19 protein-coding genes are annotated in these 20,272 nt (G+C 30.1%); 8 read left to right on the top strand and 11 right to left on the bottom strand.

From position 1 onward, the window contains the following. Positions 1-19 precede the first annotated feature (19 nt). Positions 20-274 (top strand): hypothetical protein, encoded by a 255-nt coding sequence (locus AC5SL8_RS05005; protein ID WP_494572895.1) that lies wholly within the window; start codon positions 20-22, stop codon positions 272-274. Here the strand turns inward: AC5SL8_RS05005 and AC5SL8_RS05000 are convergent. From AC5SL8_RS05000 to AC5SL8_RS04990, 3 genes are read right to left on the bottom strand one after another with little or no spacing between them, the layout of a single operon-like run. After that, the gene (locus AC5SL8_RS05000) at positions 252-1,571 is read right to left on the bottom strand and encodes an ATP-binding protein (protein WP_494579410.1); all 1,320 of its coding nucleotides are present in this window, start codon (positions 1,569-1,571) and stop codon (positions 252-254) included. The genes AC5SL8_RS05005 and AC5SL8_RS05000 overlap by 23 nt on opposite strands. Continuing rightward, positions 1,552-2,229: a response regulator gene (locus AC5SL8_RS04995; protein ID WP_494572893.1), complete on the bottom strand. Its 678-nt coding sequence runs from the start codon at positions 2,227-2,229 to the stop codon at positions 1,552-1,554. The genes AC5SL8_RS05000 and AC5SL8_RS04995 overlap by 20 nt, the downstream gene beginning before the upstream one ends. Continuing rightward, entirely contained in the window at positions 2,222-2,659 is a 438-nt protein-coding gene (locus tag AC5SL8_RS04990; RefSeq protein WP_494572892.1) for a MarR family winged helix-turn-helix transcriptional regulator, read from the bottom strand. Before AC5SL8_RS04990 ends, AC5SL8_RS04995 begins: the two co-directional genes overlap by 8 nt. A 72-nt stretch (positions 2,660-2,731) precedes the next feature. Here AC5SL8_RS04990 and AC5SL8_RS04985 point away from each other — a divergent pair, with 72 nt between their 5' ends. Then, positions 2,732-3,604: a branched-chain amino acid aminotransferase gene (locus AC5SL8_RS04985; RefSeq protein WP_494579408.1), complete on the top strand. Its 873-nt coding sequence runs from the start codon at positions 2,732-2,734 to the stop codon at positions 3,602-3,604. Position 3,605: 1 nt separating this feature from the next. On the opposite strand, the gene pgsA is transcribed toward AC5SL8_RS04985, so the two are convergent. From pgsA to uvrB, 5 genes are read right to left on the bottom strand one after another with little or no spacing between them, the layout of a single operon-like run. Beyond that, on the bottom strand, positions 3,606-4,190 hold the full coding sequence (gene pgsA / locus AC5SL8_RS04980) for a CDP-diacylglycerol--glycerol-3-phosphate 3-phosphatidyltransferase (RefSeq protein WP_494579406.1): 585 nt from the start codon (positions 4,188-4,190) through the stop codon (positions 3,606-3,608). Between the two features lie 2 nt (positions 4,191-4,192). Beyond that, complete coding sequence (gene uvrC / locus AC5SL8_RS04975) at positions 4,193-6,028, bottom strand: excinuclease ABC subunit UvrC (RefSeq protein ID WP_494579405.1); 1,836 nt, start codon at positions 6,026-6,028, stop codon at positions 4,193-4,195. Then, the gene (locus AC5SL8_RS04970; protein ID WP_494579403.1) at positions 6,015-6,440 is read right to left on the bottom strand and encodes a dihydroneopterin aldolase; all 426 of its coding nucleotides are present in this window, start codon (positions 6,438-6,440) and stop codon (positions 6,015-6,017) included. Before AC5SL8_RS04970 ends, uvrC begins: the two co-directional genes overlap by 14 nt. Then, positions 6,437-7,189, bottom strand: coding sequence for an SDR family oxidoreductase (locus tag AC5SL8_RS04965; RefSeq protein ID WP_494579401.1), 753 nt, complete (start codon positions 7,187-7,189; stop codon positions 6,437-6,439). Before AC5SL8_RS04965 ends, AC5SL8_RS04970 begins: the two co-directional genes overlap by 4 nt. After that, positions 7,171-9,342, bottom strand: a complete 2,172-nt coding sequence (uvrB, locus tag AC5SL8_RS04960) for an excinuclease ABC subunit UvrB (protein WP_494579399.1) — start codon at positions 9,340-9,342, stop codon at positions 7,171-7,173. The genes AC5SL8_RS04965 and uvrB overlap by 19 nt, the downstream gene beginning before the upstream one ends. Before the next feature lie 35 nt (positions 9,343-9,377). On the opposite strand from uvrB, the gene AC5SL8_RS04955 reads away from it, so the two are divergent. After that, entirely contained in the window at positions 9,378-10,577 is a 1,200-nt protein-coding gene (locus AC5SL8_RS04955) for a pyridoxal phosphate-dependent aminotransferase (protein WP_494579397.1), read from the top strand. Between the two features lie 14 nt (positions 10,578-10,591). Here the strand turns inward: AC5SL8_RS04955 and trxB are convergent, their stop codons facing one another. Further along, complete coding sequence (trxB, locus tag AC5SL8_RS04950; RefSeq protein WP_494579396.1) at positions 10,592-11,536, bottom strand: thioredoxin-disulfide reductase; 945 nt, start codon at positions 11,534-11,536, stop codon at positions 10,592-10,594. Between the two features lie 21 nt (positions 11,537-11,557). Here trxB and AC5SL8_RS04945 point away from each other — a divergent pair, with 21 nt between their 5' ends. The 3 genes from AC5SL8_RS04945 (at position 11,558) to AC5SL8_RS04935 (ending at position 13,503) form a co-directional block, all read left to right on the top strand. Beyond that, entirely contained in the window at positions 11,558-12,502 is a 945-nt protein-coding gene (locus AC5SL8_RS04945; protein WP_494579395.1) for a mitochondrial fission ELM1 family protein, read from the top strand. Continuing rightward, complete coding sequence (locus tag AC5SL8_RS04940; RefSeq protein WP_494579393.1) at positions 12,502-13,164, top strand: hypothetical protein; 663 nt, start codon at positions 12,502-12,504, stop codon at positions 13,162-13,164. Before AC5SL8_RS04945 ends, AC5SL8_RS04940 begins: the two co-directional genes overlap by 1 nt. A 63-nt stretch (positions 13,165-13,227) precedes the next feature. Continuing rightward, the gene (locus AC5SL8_RS04935) at positions 13,228-13,503 is read left to right on the top strand and encodes a hypothetical protein (protein ID WP_494579391.1); all 276 of its coding nucleotides are present in this window, start codon (positions 13,228-13,230) and stop codon (positions 13,501-13,503) included. Here AC5SL8_RS04935 and carB read toward each other — a convergent pair. Together carB and carA are read right to left on the bottom strand one after the other, a co-directional pair. Continuing rightward, positions 13,500-16,724, bottom strand: a complete 3,225-nt coding sequence (gene carB / locus AC5SL8_RS04930; protein ID WP_494579389.1) for a carbamoyl-phosphate synthase large subunit — start codon at positions 16,722-16,724, stop codon at positions 13,500-13,502. The two genes, AC5SL8_RS04935 and carB, sit on opposite strands and share 4 nt — an antisense overlap. Further along, a complete protein-coding gene (carA, locus tag AC5SL8_RS04925) occupies positions 16,702-17,898 on the bottom strand; it encodes a glutamine-hydrolyzing carbamoyl-phosphate synthase small subunit (protein WP_494579387.1) in 1,197 nt (398 codons plus the stop codon). The genes carB and carA overlap by 23 nt, the downstream gene beginning before the upstream one ends. A gap of 128 nt (positions 17,899-18,026) precedes the next feature. Here carA and AC5SL8_RS04920 point away from each other — a divergent pair, with 128 nt between their 5' ends. Both AC5SL8_RS04920 and dnaG read left to right on the top strand, forming a co-directional pair. Next, the gene (locus tag AC5SL8_RS04920; RefSeq protein WP_494579385.1) at positions 18,027-18,488 is read left to right on the top strand and encodes a GatB/YqeY domain-containing protein; all 462 of its coding nucleotides are present in this window, start codon (positions 18,027-18,029) and stop codon (positions 18,486-18,488) included. Beyond that, a complete protein-coding gene (dnaG, locus tag AC5SL8_RS04915; RefSeq protein ID WP_494579383.1) occupies positions 18,488-20,263 on the top strand; it encodes a DNA primase in 1,776 nt (591 codons plus the stop codon). Before AC5SL8_RS04920 ends, dnaG begins: the two co-directional genes overlap by 1 nt. Positions 20,264-20,272 lie beyond the last annotated feature (9 nt).

The following is a 20,272-nucleotide window of genomic DNA, read 5'->3' as shown; positions in this document are numbered from 1 at the left end:
TAATTTTATAAATGAATATATGACAAAATCTAAATTTGTAATTGATAAATTAGCTAAGCTATTTGAGCAAGGTCTTATTTCTTATAAAGATTTAAGTTCTGAAATTATAAATGTTTTAAAATCAAAGAGAGATGAAATAGTTTTTAAAATGAAGCTAGTTAGTAAAGAGGAAACTGATATTTTAATTAAAAGAGTAGAAAATCTTGAAAAAAAATTAGAAAAACTAGAAAAAAATAATTTAAAAAAGAAAGCTACAAAGGTAAAAAAACCTTAACTCTCAAGCCATTCAAGTGAGATTTTTCTAGTATAATATTTCCACCATGAGACTTAATGATATCTGATGTTATGGCTAACCCAAGACCTACGCTTGATTTAGAGTCAGCTCTTCCCTTGTCTATTTTGTAGAAGGGTTTAAATACATTTTGATATTCATTTTTAGGAATACCAATCCCATCATCATCTAAAGTAATTGTAATATTATTATTTTTTTTATTTAATTGTATTTCAATTTTTTTGGCATATTTAATTGAATTATCAATAAGATTATTAATAGATCTCTTAATTAAATTCTTTCGACCACTCATGTAGATTCTTGGTATGATTTTATTTGATATGTCTTTATTATTATATTTTTTAATTATATCTTCTATTAATTCTGAAATATCAAAAGTCTCATCTTTTTCTACAAAAGTTGAACTTGTAAATTGTAAATATTCGTTTAACATTTTTTCCATCTCATCAATATCTGCAGACATTTTTTTTGATAGATCTTTATCTTCAATAAAGGAGAGTTGTAATTTTAATCTTGTTAATGGTGTTCTCAAGTCATGACTTATTCCAGATAACATTTCAGATCTTTGATTAAGGTGTCTCATGATTCTTTTTCGCATTTTATCAAACTCTAGACCTGCCTGTCTGATTTCCATTGCACCAGAAGGTCTATACTCATCAACTTTTTCACCTCTTCCAAATTTCTCAGCAGCTTTTGCAAGATTTACAATAGGGCGAGTTTGATTTTTTAGAAATATTATAGCTATACTTATCATCAGCAATGCTGGAAGGGTTATCCATAATCCAAACAATCTGGCGGATGTGCTGGTTACCCTGTCCTTTGGAATAAAAAATTCAAAATAACCATCATTATGTTTAATATTTATATGAATGAGCTCTTTATATGTCGTTGTATCAAACCAATAATTATTAGTTCCAATATTTGATTTTAATTCTCTTCTTAATGTTCGATCTATAGGACTAAACCACCTTTGTTTTTGAGGTAATTCAAATGAATCATCTGTTTTAAACTCAACGTTAAGATCTAGGTAAATTGAAAAAAGACCTGACAAATCATTATTATTATATTTACCATTGTCATAGGCTACGATGAAAGTTTTCATTTCACCTACAAGTGCTCGTGTCATTCCTTTATTTGTTTTAATCCACAGACTATCAAAGAAAACAATGGTGATAACCAATTGCAAAACTATTATTGGTACTGCAACAATTAGTAATGCACGGTAAAATAGTCTACGAGGTAATAAATTTTTAATAAAGCTACTCAATCCATAAGACATAGCCAGCACCTCTTAAAGTTTGCAAATATTTTGGATTTTTTGGATCAAGTTCAATTTTCTTTCTTAGTCTTGTAATTATAACATCAATTGATCTCTCTTTGTCTAAATCAATTAATTTACCAATACTTTCTCTTGAAAAAGTTTTTCCAGGGTTATTAATCATTTTTTCTAAAATAATTTTTTCAGTATTGTTAATTTTAAATTCACTATCATTTTTAATGATTAGCAATTTATTTAAATCTATTTTTATATTATCAAAAGTTATAATTCTCTTTAAATCATTTTTCTTTGTTTTATTTAGTATATTCTTTATTCTTAATACTAGTTCTTTAGGCTCAAAAGGTTTTGGCAAATAATCATCTGCACCTATTTCTAATCCACTAACTCTATCCTCGGTTTCTCCTTTGGCAGTTAAAAGAATGATTGGTGTATCAATATTTGATTTATTTTCCATTATAAAATCTAAACCACTTTTTCCAGGCATCATCACATCAAGAATGATCAAATCAAATTTTACTATTAATATTTTTTCTTTAGCATTTTCAGCACTATTAGCAGTCGTAACTAAAAAATTATTTTCATTTAAAAATTTTTTTATTAATGATCTTATTCCATCATCATCATCAACTACTAAGATATGGGCTATAAAATCATTCATTAATTATTTTTTTTAGTACATTATCAAAATTAATAACTTGCTCTGAACTTGAGTTTAGAAGAGCATTATAAATTCGCTTTTTTTGAGTGGAGAATATGTCATTAAAAATTTTTTCTCCTTTATCATTTAAAAAAATATGTTTTACCCTTGTATCCTGCTGATCTTTTTCAAAAAAAACAACTTCTAGTTTGATCAAATCTTTTAAAACACGATTTAAACTTTGTTTAGTAATGTTAAGTTTTTTTAGTAGTTCTGAAATTGTAATACCTCGATACATAGAAAGAATGTGTAAAACCTTATGATGTGCTATCCCAATTGAGTACTTATCCAAGGTTTTTTTGGAGTCTGCAAAGATTTCTCTATAGCTTGTAAACAACTTCTCTATTAACTCTTTAAGTTGATCATCTTTTAAATATAAAAGTTCTTTCATTATTGGTAAGTTATATTGACATATTATAGATACAAAGATAATTTTGAAAAATAATTAAAAAAAATTTCACACATGATACCCTACGACAAAAGATCTGGTAAAATTTGGTATAATAATGAGCTTGTTGATTGGGCTGATGCTAAAATTCATATACTAAATCATGGTCTTCATTATGCCAGCTGCGTTTTTGAAGGTGAAAGAGTATATGATAGTAAGATTTTTAAATTAGAGGAACACACTTCAAGACTTTTTTATTCAGCAAAACGAATGGGAATTACAATTCCATACTCTGAAAAAGATATAAACCAAGCATCTAATGAAATCATTTCAGTACAAAAAATTGAAAATGGGTATGTAAGACCAATGATTTGGAGAGGTAGTGAGATGATGGCAATTTCTGCTCAACAAACAAAAATACATGTTGCAATAGCTACTTGGGAATGGGGCTCTTATTTTGATCCTAAATTAAAAATAAATGGAATTAGGTTAAATATTTCAAACTGGAGAAGACCAGCTCCAAATACAATACCTTGGGATACTAAAGCCTCAGGATTGTATATGATTTGTACTTTATCCAAGCATGAGGCGGAGCAACAAGGATACACTGATTCTCTAATGTTAGATCATGCAGGCAATGTAGCAGAAGCTACTGGAGCAAATATATTTTTTAAAGATAAGAACAATGAATTGCATACTCCAATCCCAGATTCCTTTTTAGATGGAATTACAAGAAGAACAGTTATTGATATTGCAAAATCAAAAGGGATTAAGATCCATGAGAGAAAGATTAAACCTGAAGAGCTCAAAGATTTTGTTGGTTGTTTTTTAACTGGAACAGCAGCAGAGGTTACGCCTGTATCTTGTATAGCTGATAATGAATTTAAAGTCTGTGAAACTATAATTGATTTAAATGAAAGCTATCAAGCTTTAGTAAGAAGCAATTAAATTAATTTTTACTGTCTTCAGACATTGCATGATCAATACCTTTTCTTAAATACTCATAACCAGTATATAAAGTCAAAAAAGCAGAAAGCCAAAGCAAGATTATTCCAATAGTTTGTGCATTATAGTCTTGGAAGTTCAAAATTTTATTTCCAGTTTCACCAGTTAATAAAAGTGCTATAGCAACCATCTGTAAAAAAGTTTTTAATTTTGCTAAATTAGATACAGGTAGTCTGATTTTCCCTTTTGCTAAAAATTCTCTTAAACCCGAAATCAGAATTTCTCTTGTTAATATGATAATTGCAGCAATAACTTCGTAATGTTTAATTGTCCCACTCATCACAAGCAATATTAATGCTGTGGCAACAATAATTTTATCAGCAATAGGGTCTAACAATTCACCTAATTTAGATTCTTCACCCAACATTCTTGCAAGCATCCCATCTAAAAAATCTGTAAATGAAGCAATTAAAAATAAAGCGAAAGCAGTTAAGTCACCATAAAAACCTGGTAAGTAAAATGCTAGAACAAAAAAAGGAACAATTATTATTCTGCCGATAGTTAAAATGTTTGGAATTTTTTTAAGCATAATTATTCGTGAAAAAAGTTATATATCTTTTTTGCCACTTTTTCCTCAACACCTTCTACTGATTTTATTTCATCAAAACTAGCTGATTCAACTGCTCGAGCTGAACCAAAATGGTTTAATAATGCTCTTTTTCTAATAGATCCAATACCATCAATTTGGTCTAAAAGTGATTTTGTAATGCCTTTTGCTCTTTTAGCCCGATGAGAAGTAATAGCAAATCTATGAGCCTCATCACGAAGCCTTTGTAAAAAGAATAGGGTAGGATCATTTTTATCAAATTTAAATGTTTTTCCATTATAGAAAAAAGTTTCATCACCACTATTTCTTAATTTACCTTTAGCAATAGCAATCATTGGAAGGTCATGTAAACCAAACTCGTCTAGCACTTCTTTGGCAGTTGAGTATTGACCTTTACCACCGTCAATTAATATCAAATCTGGTAGAGTTAAATAGTTCCCCTTTTCTAACATTGCTCTTTTAAATCTCCTTGAAAGAACCTCTTTCAACATAGCAAAGTCATCTTGTTCAGAACCTTTTGTTTTAATGTCGAACTTTCTATACCTTTTTTTCACAAACCCTTCATTTCCAAAAGTAATCATTGCCCCAACACTATTTGCACCTGAAATATGACTGTTATCATAAACCTCAACAAGGTTTAGATTGTTTTTAAGTTCAAATTTTTTAACAACACCATCAAACAAATCTTTATTGTTATTTGTTTCATAAATTTTTCTACTAAGTGACTCTTTGGCATTTTTTTCAGCCATGGCAATTACTTTAGCTTTAGATCCTTTTTTTGCTATATTAATTGAAATAGTACTTCCTTCTTTTTTACTTAAAGTTTCTTCAATTAGTTTTTTATCGTTGATATCACTATTAATGATTATTAATTTTGGAACACTTTTATTTTCATAGAATTGCATTAAGAAAGACGACATTATTTCAGAAATTTCTTGATCCGAATCATGTTTTGGAAAATAGGCTTGGTTACCCCAATTTTGTTTTGATCTATAAAAAAATACTTGAATACAAGTTTTACCAGATTCTTTGTACGCTGCGATTACATCTGCATCTACCAGATTTGCTTCATTAATCCTTTGAGATGATTGAATTATATTTAAAGATTTTATTCTATCTCTAAAAATAGAAGCTCGTTCAAAATCAAGTTTCTCACTAGCTTCCTCCATTTGTTTAGATAGGTTTTTCTGTATGTCTCTTGATTTACCAGACACAAATTGAATTGCTTGATCTACTGATTTTTTATAGTCATCTCTACTTATGTAATCAACACAAGGACCAGAACATCTTTTTATTTGATAAAGTATACAAGGTCTTTTCCTATTCTTGAAAGTTCCATCATCACAAACTCTTATTTGGAAAATTTTTTGCAACATTTTTATGGTCCAATTAGCAGTTCCCGCAGAAGCAAAAGGCCCAAAGTAAAAACCTTCTTTGTCTTTTTTTCCCCTATGTTTTGTAACTTGAGCCCACTTATCTTTATTGCTGATAAAAATAAAAGGAAAAGATTTGTCATCTTTAAGTAAAATATTGAATTTAGGCTTATATTTTTTGATTAAATTAGCCTCTAAAAGTAGAGCTTCACTTTCATTTGCTGTAGTAGTGATTTCTAATTTAAATGTTTGTGACAACATTCTCTCTGTTCTAATGATATGATTTTTTTCTGATACATAGCTCTTTAATCTATTGGGTAAATTTTTTGCTTTTCCTACATATAAAATGTCATCTTTATGATTTAACATTCTATAAACTCCAGGGCTTTTAGGAATTAATGGGAGCTCTTTTCTGATTACGTCTTTACCTAATTCAGAGCTTTTCATGACTTCTTTTTTTGGTAATTTGGATACCAACAGAGGCACATTCTTTTATAATTTCTAGTTTTTCAATTTGAAGCATGATTTTTCCAATTCTTTTATCTTTAAATAATACATCAAATACATCTTCAGCCAATGTTTCTAAAAAATTGTAATGTTTATTTTTAACAAGTTTTTTAATCAATTTTACAACCTGACCATAATTTACAATTGACTTAATATCCTTGTCATTTGTTGGTTTTCTGTCCTCATAGTCAATTTCAAGGCAAAATTTTACTTTTTGTGATTTTTCTTTTTCGAAATCATAATATCCAAGCTTTAAATCTAAAGTTAGCTCTTTAATTAAAATTTTTTTTTCGTAATTAAATAAGTTTTTTGTTTTATCTAGTTTAATAATTCTAAAGTTATTTTTTTTCATTCTTTTCCAATTACATCTGGTGTTTGCCAATTTAAACTTTGCCCACTATCAATTGCAATTACTTGACCTGTAATTGAACTGTTTTTGATAAAAAAGTCAACAGCTGAACAAATATCTTTTACATTTACCTGTCTTTTTAAAGGGGTTGCCAAATATTGTTTCTTAAAATGATTATCGGTTTGTCTTTTGTTTTTTATAGTAGGACCTGGTGCTATTCCATTAACCCTTACATTTGGAGCTAACTCCATAGCACTTGTTTTTGTCAGAGTATAAAGCCCTGTTTTGCTTAAAGTATAAGAAAAGAAAAAAGGAGTTAGTTTAAAAACTCTTTGGTCAATTATATTTATAATATTGTTATTTTTCCCTCTAGTATTTTTTGCAAATTCTTTTGTAAGATATGCTGGTGCTTTTAAATTTACATTAATATGATTTCCCCAACTTTTAGAGGTAAAATTTTTTAAATTATCATTTTCAAATAATGAAGCATTGTTTACCAAACAATCAAAGTATTTTAATTTATCTTTAGAAAATTTTATGATTTTTTTAAGATCTTGTTCTTTTGCAAGATTTCCTTTTACTAAATAAACTTTTGTTTTATTTTTTATTAATTCTTTTTTTAATTTTTCAGCTTCTGTCCTAGAAGTATTGTAATGAATAATCATTTCAACCCCTGGACCTGAGAGTTTCTTTGCAATAGCAGCACCCATTCTTGTTGCAGCTCCTGTGATAATTATTTTGTTTGCTTCCATTTTTTTTTACCTTTTTGAGCTCTTGTACCAGGTAGACCCATTGTAGATCTACCTTTTGGATACACTCTATTTTCTTGATTATAGTGTTTTACTTTTGGATTTAATACAATTTCTAATTCTGACGCTTCAAGATTTCTTATTTCATCTCTAATTTTTGCAGCTTCTTCAAATTCAAGGTTGGTTGCAGCATCTTTCATTCTTTTATTTAATTGTTTTAAATGTTTCTTTAAGTTACCACCAATATTGTCACCTGTTCCAACTTTTAGGTAGTCCTTTTCATAAACACTTTCCAAAACATCATTTATTTCTTTTTTAATTGAGGCTGCATCAATATTATGTTTTTTGTTATAGGCGACCTGTATTGTTCTTCTTCTATCAGTTTCTTGAATTGCTTTTTTTATACTTTTAGTTTCCTTGTCGGCATAAAGAATGACTCTGCCATCTAAATTTCTTGCTGCTCTTCCTATAGTTTGGATTAGTGAAGTTTCAGATCTTAGAAATCCCTCCTTATCAGCGTCTAGAATTGCAACTAATGCACACTCAGGTATATCAAGCCCCTCTCTTAAAAGATTTATACCAACCAAGACGTCGAAAACTCCTAGTCTTAGATCTCTCATAATTTCTATTCTCTCAAGTGTATCGATATCAGAATGTAGATATCTGACCCTAATACCATTTTCGTGAAAATATTCAGTTAAATCTTCAGCCATTTTTTTAGTTAAAGTTGTAATCAATACTCTAAAATTTTTATCGATCGTTTTCTTACACTCATGCATTACGTCATCGACTTGGTTTTTAGCTGGTTTGATTGCAACTGGTGGATCTATTAAGCCAGTAGGCCTTATTATTTGTTCAACAAACTTACCTTTAGTCTGCTCTAATTCCCAAGGACCAGGTGTTGCTGATACAAAAACTGTTTGAGTTCTCATTGCATCCCACTCTTCAAATTTAAGTGGCCTATTATCCATACAAGAGGGTAGTCTAAAACCATATTCTGCAAGATTACTTTTTCTAGATCTATCTCCCTTATACATTCCATTTAATTGTGGAACAGTTACATGGCACTCATCAACAAAAATTAATGTATTATCTGGAAAATATTCAAACAGAGTAGGGGGTGGTTCTCCAGGTTTTCTACCCGATAAAAATCTTGAGTAGTTTTCAATTCCAGCACAAGAACCAGTTGCTTCGATCATTTCCAAATCAAATTTAGTTCTTTCTTCTAATCGTTGTGCCTCTAGAAGTTTATTTTGTTCTTTAAATTTTTTTAAAGTTGACTCTAATTCTCTTTTTATTTTTATGACTGCTTGTTCTATGGTTGGTTTTGGAGTGATATAGTGACTATTGGCATAAACTTTTATAACATCTAATTCTTTCAATAAATTTCCTGTTAAAGGATCAAATTCTTCAATTTTTTCCAATTTGTCACCAAACAAACTAAGTCTCCAAGCTCTATCCTCAAGGTGAGATGGAAATATTTCAATATATTCTCCTCTTGCCCTAAAAGTTCCTCTATAAAAATTTTGGTCATTTCTTTTGTATTGTAAATGCACCAGGGTCTTTATTAATTCTTCTCTGTTATAATCGTAATCCCTTTTTAAACTTAAAGTCATCTTGCTATAAGCTTCAACAGAGCCCAATCCATAAATACAAGAAACGCTGGAAACAATAATCACATCATCTCTTTCAAGAAGTGATCTTGTTGCTGAGTGACGCATTCGATCTATTTGTTCATTAATGGATGCTTCTTTTTCAATATAGGTATCAGATCTTGGAACATAGGCTTCAGGAGTATAGTAATCATAATAAGACACAAAATACTCAACAGCATTTTCTGGAAAAAATGATTTCATCTCTCCATAAAGTTGAGCTGCCAATGTTTTGTTTGGAGCCAGTATAAGAGCTGGTCTATTAGTTTGTTGAATAACCTGTGCCATTGTAAAAGTTTTTCCAGAACCTGTTACACCAAGTAAGACTTGGTTTAACTCATCTTTATTTGCTCCTTTAACCAATTGTTTTATTGCTTCCGGCTGGTCACCGGCAGGTTTAAATTCTGTTGTAAGTTTAAATTTTTGTCCACCTTCCAGTTTCTGGTGAATTTCTGGATTTTTACTTTGGATTTCAGTAATTAAATCTTGATATGTATTTGGCATTATCTATAAAACTATTAGAATAAAAATATATTTCAATGAGCATTATATCAAACAGTCTAAAAAAAATTAAACCCTCACCAACTATTGCTGTAACTCAAAAGGCAAGAGAGTTAAAAGCTGCTGGAAAAGATGTTATAGGCCTTGGAGCTGGAGAACCTGATTTTGATACACCTGATAATATTAAACAAGCAGCCATAAAAGCTATTAACGAGGGTGATACTAAATATACAGCAGTTGATGGAACACCAGCTTTAAAAGATGCTATTGTTAAAAAATTTAAAAGAGAAAACAATCTAGATTACACAACTGATCAAATCACAGTTGGTGCTGGTGGAAAACATGTAATTTATAATGCTATGATGGCAACCCTAAATGAAGGGGACGAGGTTATAGTTCCTGCGCCATATTGGGTTTCTTATCCTGATATGGTTTTATTAGCTGGTGGAACTCCAATTATTTTGGAGTGCAATGAAAAACAAGGATTTAAAATTAATCCAGCTGAATTAGAAAAACATATCACTCCAAAAACAAAGTGGATCATATTAAATTCACCATCAAACCCAACGGGTGCTTGTTATACTGAAAGTGATATTAAAGAAATTGCAGATGTTTTAGCAAAACATCCTCACGTCCATATTTTAAGTGATGATATTTATGAGCATGTAACGTACGAAGGGTTTAAATTTTTTACTATTGCACAAATTGATAGCTTGAAAGAAAGAGTTCTAACGATGAATGGTGTAAGTAAAGCTTACTCAATGACTGGCTGGAGAATAGGATATGCAGCTGGACCAAAAGATATCATTAAAGCAATTGCTAAAATACAATCACAATCAACAACAAATCCATCTTCAATTAGTCAAGCTGCAGCTGTTGAAGCATTAAATGGAACTCAAGATTTTATTAAAGAGAGAGCAACTTCATTTCAAGAAAGAAGAAATTTTGTTGTTAAAGCATTGAATGAAATTGATGGGATTGAATGTTTAAATCCAGATGGAGCATTTTATGTTTTTCCAAGTTGCAAAGAGTTAATGGGGAAAAAAGATACAAGCGGTAAAGAACTTAAAACGGATACAGATTTTGTTCAGTCTTTATTAGAAAATAGTGGAGTTGCAGTTGTTCAAGGTTCTGCATTTGGTTTAGAAGGTTTTTTTAGAATATCTTATGCAACTTCAATGGAAAATCTTAAAAAGGCTTTAGAAAAAATATCTACTTTTTGTAAAAGCTTAAATTAGAACTTAAATAATATTTAGTGAGATAAAAATTTTTCAGCTTCTAATGCTGCCATACAACCCATACCAGCAGCAGTTACAGCTTGTCTAAAAGTTTTGTCTTTAACATCTCCTGCAGCATAAACCCCAGGGACATTAGTTTCTGTAGAATCTGGCTTGGTAATCAAATATCCTTCTTTATCCATCTCTAATTGTTCCTTAAAAAGAGCCGTTGCTGGATCATGACCAATTGCAATAAACAAGCCATCTATTTTCATTTCTTCAATTTTATTAGTTTTTAAATTTTTAATCTTAATAGCTTTAACATTCTTAGGTTCACTATCCCCAATAACTTCTTCAACGGCACTATCCCAAATTATTTCAATTTTTTTATTTTCCATTAATTTTTTTTGAAGTAATTTTTCTGCTCTTAAAGTATCTCGTCTGTGAATTAATTTTACCTTTGATGCAAACTTTGTAAGAAACATTGCTTCTTCCACAGCTGCATTTCCACCGCCAACAACTGCTACAACTTTTTCTTTAAAGAAAAAACCATCACATGTTGCACAAGCTGAAACTCCAAATCCTCTATAGGCTTGTTCAGACTCTAAATTTAACCATCTTGCTTGAGCACCTGTAGAAATTATGATGCTATCTGCTGTATATTTTTGTCCACTATCACCAATAGCCTCAAATGGTTTTGATTTTAAATTTACAGATGAAATATGATCTTCAATTAGATCAGTTCCAACTGCTTTTGCCTGATCTCTCATTTGATCCATTAACCATGGACCTTGAATTACATCAGAAAATCCAGGGTAATTTTCTACATCTGTTGTTGTTGTTAATTGTCCACCAGGCTGAGATCCGTAAACTAGAATAGGATTTAGCATTGCTCTTGCAGCGTAAACAGCCGCTGTATAACCTGCGGGACCTGAACCTATTATTAACACTTTTGTGTGTTTAGTTGGATTTTCACTCATGCAGAAGTTATATAAGGATAAATGATAAAATTAAAAGGGTTATTATTGACAGAGGGTATGCATGGCATGATTAGTCAAGTTGAAGGCTTAGCCAAAGCTCTTGATCTAGATTTTATACACGAGAAGATTGAACTTAATAGTTTTTGGAAATTATTTCCACCGAAGCTAACACCAGTTTCAAGCAATGTTTATAAAAAAATAATATCATCTGACTTTGATGTAATTATTTCATGTGGTAGAAAAAGTGTAATCCCATCCATTCACTTAAAAAAGAATTCTAATAAAAAAGTTATTAATATTCATATTCAAAATCCAAAAGTAAATTTTAAAAACTTTGATTTCATTGTAGCGCCTGAGCATGACGGAATTACTGGAGAAAATGTAATTAATACAAAAGGAGCAATACACTATTTAACAAAAGAAGAAATTCTAACAAATCAAAACTATCTTGATTCATTTATTAAAAAAGATCAAAGAGAAATTATAACCCTAATTATTGGTGGCCCAACTAAATATTATGACTATTCGACTGAAAATGTTGAAAAAATTTTTACTAATTTAAAAACCTTAGTAGAAAATAATAATTTTCAGTTAGTAGTTATTCCATCGATGAGGACACCAAAAAATATTATTAATTATGCCAAAGAATTTTTTGGAGAAAATCATACTGTTATTGATGATGTGGACAAAAAAGCTTATTTATCAGCATTAGCAATTTCCAAATATATTGTTGTAACATGCGATTCTAGTTCAATGATTTCAGAAGCAGCACTAACAGGAAAGCCAATTTATATTGCAAATATTGAGCCTAAGAAAAATGACAATCGTTTTCAAAAATTTAGAAATTTATTTAAAGAGTTGAATATAACTAGAAATTTAGGAGAAGATTTAGAAAATTGGAACTATCAAAAGCTTGATGAAACGAATAGAGTAGCAAAAATAATAAATCATAAAATTAAACAATAATGTCATTTTTAAATTCAATTCAAAATAACGCAAAAAAACATGACACACCCTTTACACACTGGGAATATACCAATGTATTAACCGATGGAGCAATTCAAGAAATTATAACTGCAGATATACCTGATGTTAGGGAACATGATTTAAATTATGATGGCACACGAGCAATAGATGGAGGTGCTGCTGAATTTAGAGAAGGTAACGCATCTGGTGGCCAAGCTATTAAATTTAGATGTTTTGTTACAAAAGAAAATGAAAAACAATTTCCAAATTTAGTTAAATTTATTAACGAGCTTCAATCAAAAGAAACTCATGAAGCTATTTCGAAAATGATCAATAAAGATTTGTCTAATTCATACGTTAGAGTTGAGGTTATTTGTGATAGGGAAGGGTTCTGGTTAAAACCTCACTGTGATATCAAAGAAAAACTATTGTCAGGCTTAATTTTTGTTAATAATGCCAACGAATCTGAAGACCTTGGTACTGATTTTTATAATGAAAAATTAGAGAAAGTTAAAACAGTTCCGTATAAAAATAATTATGGCTATCTCTTTTCAAGTGGACCTAATACTTGGCATGGCATGGAGAAGAAAAAAATAGTTAAAGAAAGAAGATGCCTTCAGGTTAACTATGTAACTTTCCCAACTGATTGGAAAGTAGCTTAGTCTAATTTTTGCATAGAATTAGCAAAAGTATTAGACATTAAAATAAAACAAAACTCACCTTCATTGGTTGAAACTTATTTAGCAGGCAAAGAATATAGTGTTGGTATTTTTGATAAACTTTCAAAACTAGCAAAAGATTCTTTTAAAGCACTAGGTGGAAAATCTTTAGGGAGAATAGATATTAAGATGGATCACTTTGGCATTCCTCATTTTATAGAAGCAAATTTAATGCCAGGTCTACGAACAGGTTATTTCTATAGATCGTGTGTTTTAAACCTTGATATGAGTTACGAAGATATGATTTTTAGTATTGCAAATACTGGACTGTCTTCATGTTAAATATCTTGAAGTGCTGTAACTGTAATCTCTTTTGTCTTTAAAGATCTAATTCCCATTAAGCAAGCTTGAGCAGTAGACATGTTTGTACAATAAGGAACTTTATTAACCAGGGTCGCTCTTCTTAAAGCCATTGCATCATGAAGACGGTGTTCACTATTTCCGCCCCCTGTATTAATCACTAATGCAATTTTTCCAGAATTTAACACATCAACAATGTGTGGTGATCCCCCACTAACTTTATTGATGGTTTTACATTTCATTCCATGCTTACGAATGTACTCTGCGGTGCCACCAGTTCCACATAAAGTAAAATTTAACTTTAAGAGTTGTTTTGCTAAATCAACTCCTTCATCCTTATGACCATCTTTTAAAGAAATAAACGCTAAGCCTCTTGTGGGTAGTGAATTTGATGCAGCGATTTGGCTTTTTGCATAAGCCATTCCAAAATCTTTATCAAACCCCATCACTTCTCCCGTAGATTTCATTTCAGGGCCTAATAAAACATCACTGTTTGGAAATTTATTGAAAGGGAAAACTGCTTCTTTGACAGCAAATAAATTTTTATTTTTACTCTTTAAATTAAACTTAGATAACTTTTCTCCAGCCATCACCCTTGAGGCAATTTTTGCAAGTGGCAATCCTTTAGCTTTAGAGACAAAGGGAACAGTTCGACTAGCTCTCGGATTAACTTCAATTACATAAATTTCATCATTTTTAATAGCAAATTGAATATTCATGAAACCTTTTACTTTTAATGCTATGGCTAATTTTTTAGTTTGAATTTCTATTTCAGCGATTAGCTTAGGTTTAATTGATACAGGGGGAAGGCAACAAGCAGAGTCCCCTGAGTGAATTCCGGCTTCTTCAATGTGCTGCATAATTCCTGCCACATAAACTTCTTTTCCATCTGATATGGCATCTACATCCACTTCCATTGCGTGACTTATAAACTTATCTATCAGTATTGGATTTTCTTCTGCAGCCTTAAAAGCTTCTTCTACAAAATTTTTAAGCTGACTTTTTTCGTAGACAATCTCCATTGCTCTACCACCTAATACATAGGATGGCCTTACCATTAAAGGCAGTCCAATTTTTTCAGCAATTTGAATAGCTTGTTTGTAATTTTGAGCGATACCACTTTCTGCTTGTTTTAATCTTAACTTATCAAGTAATTTACTAAATCTATCTCTATCTTCAGCAAGATCTATGGATGTATATTGTGTACCTAAAATTGGAAGCTTGTTATCATGTAAAAATTTAGCAAGTCTTATAGGAGTTTGTCCACCAAACTGAGCAATGATTCCTACAAGGTTTCCCTTTTGTTGTTCTTTTTTAATAATATTAAAAACATACTCCTCTTTTAGAGGTTCAAAATATAGTCTGTCACTAGTATCGTAATCCGTTGAAACTGTTTCTGGATTACAGTTAATCATTATAGTTTCAAAGCCACTTTCTTTAAGTGCATAACTTGCCTGACAACAACAATAGTCAAATTCAATACCTTGACCTATACGATTTGGTCCGCCACCTAAAATTATTATTTTTTTTCTAGAAGAGGGGTCTGCCTCACACTCTGAATTTAAAGCATAGTTTCTTTGGTATGTAGAATACATATAAGGAGTGAACGATTTAAATTCAGCAGCACAGGTATCTACTTTTTTGTAAACTGGTAATACTTTTAAAGCAGTTCTTTTTTTTCTAACAAGGTCTTCAGGAATTTTAGTGATTTCAGATAATTTTTTATCTGAAAAACCTATGGACTTAATTCTATTAAATTCATTGTAATCTTTAGGTAGACCTTTTCTTTGAATTTGGTTTTCCTCATCAACAATTTCTTTTATCTGTTCTAAAAACCAAGGATCTATTTTACAAAGTTGATGAATTCTTTTGATATTTATTTTTTTTCTAAATGCTTCTGCAGCTAACAGTATTCTGTTTGGAATATTTTTTCTTAATTCTTTTTCAATTTGTTTTTTGTTTAATGGAAAAATACGATCAAGACCTGAAAAGCCAATTTCAAGAGAAACTAAAGCTTTTTGTAAAGACTCTTTAAAGTTTCTACCAATTGCCATCGCTTCACCAACAGATTTCATTGATGTCCCAAGAATTGCCTCAGATGTTGAGAATTTTTCAAATGTAAATCGTGGAATTTTTGTTACAACATAGTCAATACTTGGCTCAAATGAGGCAGGGGTTATTTTGGTAATTTCATTTTTCAATTCATCAAGCGTGTAACCGATAGCCAGTTTGGCAGCAACTTTTGCTATTGGAAATCCAGTTGCCTTAGAAGCAAGGGCTGAAGATCTTGAAACTCTTGGATTCATTTCTATGATAACCATCCTGCCATCTTTAGGATTGATTGCAAATTGTACGTTCGATCCACCTGTTTCTACTCCAATTTTTCTAAGACAAGCAATAGAAGCATTTCTCATCACTTGATATTCTTTATCAGTAAGGGTTAGTGCAGGCGCAACTGTAATTGAGTCTCCTGTGTGAATTCCCATTGGATCAATGTTTTCAATAGAACAAATAATAATACAGTTGTCTTTTTTATCTCTGACAACTTCCATTTCAAACTCTTTCCAACCTTCAAGGCACTCTTCTATTAAAATTTGACTAACAGGGGACTCATGCAAACCATCTTTAACTATTATAAAATATTCTTTTTCTGTTTTTGCAATTCCTCCACCCAGTCCTCCTAGAGTAAAAGCTGGTCTAATTATTGCAGGTAGCCCAATTTGTTTTAAAACCTTTGCAGCGTCGTTAACATGATTTACAACTTTAGATTTTGGAAGGTCTAGACCTATATCCAACATATTTTTTCTAAACTTTTTTCTATCCTCAGCATTGGATATTGCTTTAGAATTTGCACCAATAAGTTCGATTTTATATTTCTTTAAAAGACCTTTTTTCTCAGCGGCCATTGCTAAGTTCAGAGCTGTTTGACCACCCATGGTTGGTAAAATTGCATCTGGTTTTTCTTTTTTAAGAATTTTTTCAAGCACCCCTAAAGTTATCGGCTCAATATAAGTTTTATCAGCCACACCTGGGTCTGTCATGATAGTTGCTGGGTTAGAATTAATTAAGATAACTTTATAACCCTCATCTTTAAGTGCTTTACAAGCTTGCGTACCGGAGTAATCAAACTCACAAGCTTGACCTATGATTATTGGTCCAGCACCAACAACTAATATAGTTTTAAGATCTTTTCTTTTTGGCATTTTTTTTCATGTTATTAAAAAATTCTTTGAATAAATAAACACTATCTTGTGGCCCTGGATTTGATTCAGGATGATACTGAACAGAGAAAACTGGTTTATTTTTTAATCTAATTCCCTCAATACAATTATCAAATAAAGATTTATGAGTGACTTCAATATTTTTAGGAAGCGTTGCTCTTACAATTTCAAAACCATGGTTTTGACTTGTAATTTCCACATTATCTTTAAGAAGATTTTTTACAGGATGGTTAGCTCCTCTATGACCTAATTTCATTTTTTTAGTTTTTGCACCAAGCGTTAGTGCAAGAATTTGATGACCTAGACAAATACCAAAAATAGGTAAATTTTTATTGATTAATTCTTTTATAATTTCGATAGCATACTTTCCAGTTGCCGCAGGATCTCCTGGACCATTAGATAAAAAGATACCATTTGGTTTTAGCTTTAAAATATCTTTTGCAGTAGTTTTGCAAGAAACAACAGTTACTTTACAGTTTAGATCTGAAAAATATCTTAAGATATTTTTTTTTATTCCATAATCAATAGCAACAACATGTAATGAATTTTTCTTATTTTTTAAATAACCAGTTTCTTTTTTCCAAGTCTTAAACCCTGACCAAATATAACTTTTTTTAGTAGTAACCTGTTCTGCTAGATCTAAATTATTTAATCCACTCCATTTGTTAGTAATGTTAGTTAATTTACTTATATTAAAATTACTATTTTTAGAAAAAGATATTGTTCCTTTTGGAGCACCTTTATCTCTAATAAAATTAGTTAAACTTCTAGTATCAAGTCCAGTGATCCCTACAATTTTATTTTTTTTTAACCACATGTCCAAGTTAACGAAAGATCTGTAATTAGAAGGACTTGTTATTTCAGAGTTAAAAATTACACCTTTAGTCCAAACCTGGTCAGACTCTAAATCCTCTTTATTAGTTCCAACATTACCAATGTGAGGGAACGTAAAATTAATGATTTGTCCGGCATAAGATGGATCTGAGATAATTTCTTGATATCCTGTTAAGGAAGTGTTGAAACAAACTTCGCCAGTCGCAGCTCCCTGATATCCAATACCAATACCTTTAAAGATTGTTTTATTTTCAAGAACTAAAATGCCTGTGGGAATCTGAGAGATTTTTTTTGAGCTAGATTTTTTCGCTTTTTTGATCAATTACAACTCATGAGTTAAAGGTTAATACAATAAAACCTTAATTACCGCAACAGAGATGTATTATAAAATTATAAAAAAACAATTTTTCTTTTGAAGAATTTTTACTTTGCAGTAGATTAAAAAATATTATGACATTGAAAGAAAAAATCGAAACTAACTATAAAAATTCTTTAAAAGCAAAAAATAAGTCAGAAATATCAACCTATAGGTTAATTTTATCTTCAATAAAAGATCTTGATATTGTTAATCGATCTGGACCTGACAAAAAAGAAACAGACGATGAGGACATCAAGAAACTTTTGAAGAAAATGATCAAACAAAGAACCGAATCAATAGAGATCTATAAAAAGAACGATAGAAAAGATTTATTAGAAGTGGAGCAAAATGAATTTGAACTATTGTCTAGTTTTTTGCCTAAGCAATTAAATGATGAAGAAACTAAAAAAATATGTGTTGATACAATAGGCAAATTAGGAGCAGCATCGATTAAAGATATGGGCAAAGTGATGGGTGAGCTTAAAAAGTCTTATCCTGACAACTTAGACTTTGCTAAAGCTGGACCATTGCTTAAAGAACTATTAAATAAATAATGAAATATCCCAAAGAATACTTAGACGAAATTAAAACTCGTTTAAAAGTTTCAACAGTTGTCTCAAAATCAGTTAGCTTAAAAAAAAGAGGCAAAGAATTTGTTGGCCTATCGCCATTTAAGACAGAAAAAACACCATCTTTTACGGTCAATGATGAAAAAGAATTCTATCATTGTTTTGCAACATCAGAACACGGAAATATTTTTGATTTTGTAATGAAAACTCAAAATTTAAAATTTGGTGAAGCTGTAAAATCTCTAGCTAATCTTGCTGGGATGAGACCATACACATTTTCAAAACAAGATGAAGAAAGAGAGAAAAATTGGCAAGAGTATTCTTCAATTTATAACCAATATGTCGAATTTTATCATGATGAAATTTTAAAAAATGAAAGTTTAACTATTGCAAGAGACTATTTAAAAAAAAGAAACCTTAGTAAAGATGAGGTAAAAAATTTTAAAATCGGATTTGTTGAAAGAAATTCTAATTTTTATGAAAAATTAAAAGATCAATTTAGTGAAAAAGTTTTAGTTGAAAGTGGTCTTTTTTATTTGGATGAAAAAAAAAATACATATGTAGAAAGATTTAGAGATAGAATAATATTTCCAATAAATAATATTTCTGGTCAGCCTATTGGATTGGGTGGAAGAACTATTAATGAAAATAGTTACGGTGCAAAATATATAAATTCCCCAGAGACTCCCTTTTTTAAAAAAGGTTCTAACTTATATAATTTAGATTTAGCTCGAAAATTATCTAATAAAATTGATCATGTGTATCTTGTTGAAGGTTACATGGATGTTGTTGGCTTAAGTAAAAATGGAATAGAAAATGTTGTTGCAAACCTTGGAACCTCATTAACTGACAGACAAATTTTAATTTTAAATCAATTTTTTGATGACATAATTATTTGTTTTGATGGAGATGAAAGTGGATATAAAGCAGCACTTAGAGCGGCTGAAAATTCAATAAAAGAATTACAGCCTGAAAAACAAATCTCATTTCTTTTTTTACCAGATGGTGAAGACCCAGATAGTTATGCAAACAAAAATGGTAAAGCTAATTTTATAGATTTTACCAAACAAGCAAAAATTTCTATTCATCAATTCATATTTAATCACTACAAACAACAAACTGACAATAATCCTTCATCAATGGCAATTTTTGAAAAAAAATTAAGATCTATTGCACGAACCATTAAAGATGATTTTATTAAAAAATATGTGCTTGAGTTTTTTTTAGAAAAAATCTCATCTTTAACACCGCATAGCAATATAGGTAAAAAACAATTTTATACAAAAAAGATTAAATCTTTACAATCTACACAAAAATACTTCAATGAAAGTAAATCATTAAGCGGGGTAGAGCTTAAAGAGTTTTCATTACTTTATCTGATATTAAATAACTTAGATATTTTTCAAGAAAATATTCACTTAATTGAAAATATTAGATTGTTCAGTGATGAAAATAAATTGATCTATGAAACTCTTTTATCAAAGTTAAAAAGTGGAGAGAAACTTATGCTTGAGCAAATTCCTATTGATCCACAATTAATAGAAAAAATTTTCAAGTTTGCTTCCATCAAGCATATTTTAAATAGTAATCAAAATAATCAAGAAAAGATGTTTGAATTATTAGATGAGGTTTCAAGAGATCTCAAAAATTACGATTTAGAGTTTAGAATTGAAGAGCTAGAATCGAAATTTTCAAAGGATTTAAGCGAAAGTACTTTCAATGAATTAAGAGAGCTTAAAAAGCAAAAAAATATCAATTAAATCCAACAA

Source organism: Candidatus Pelagibacter sp. PS_41, from assembly GCF_059417725.1.
This window is presented reverse-complemented; position numbering and strand designations above follow the sequence as displayed.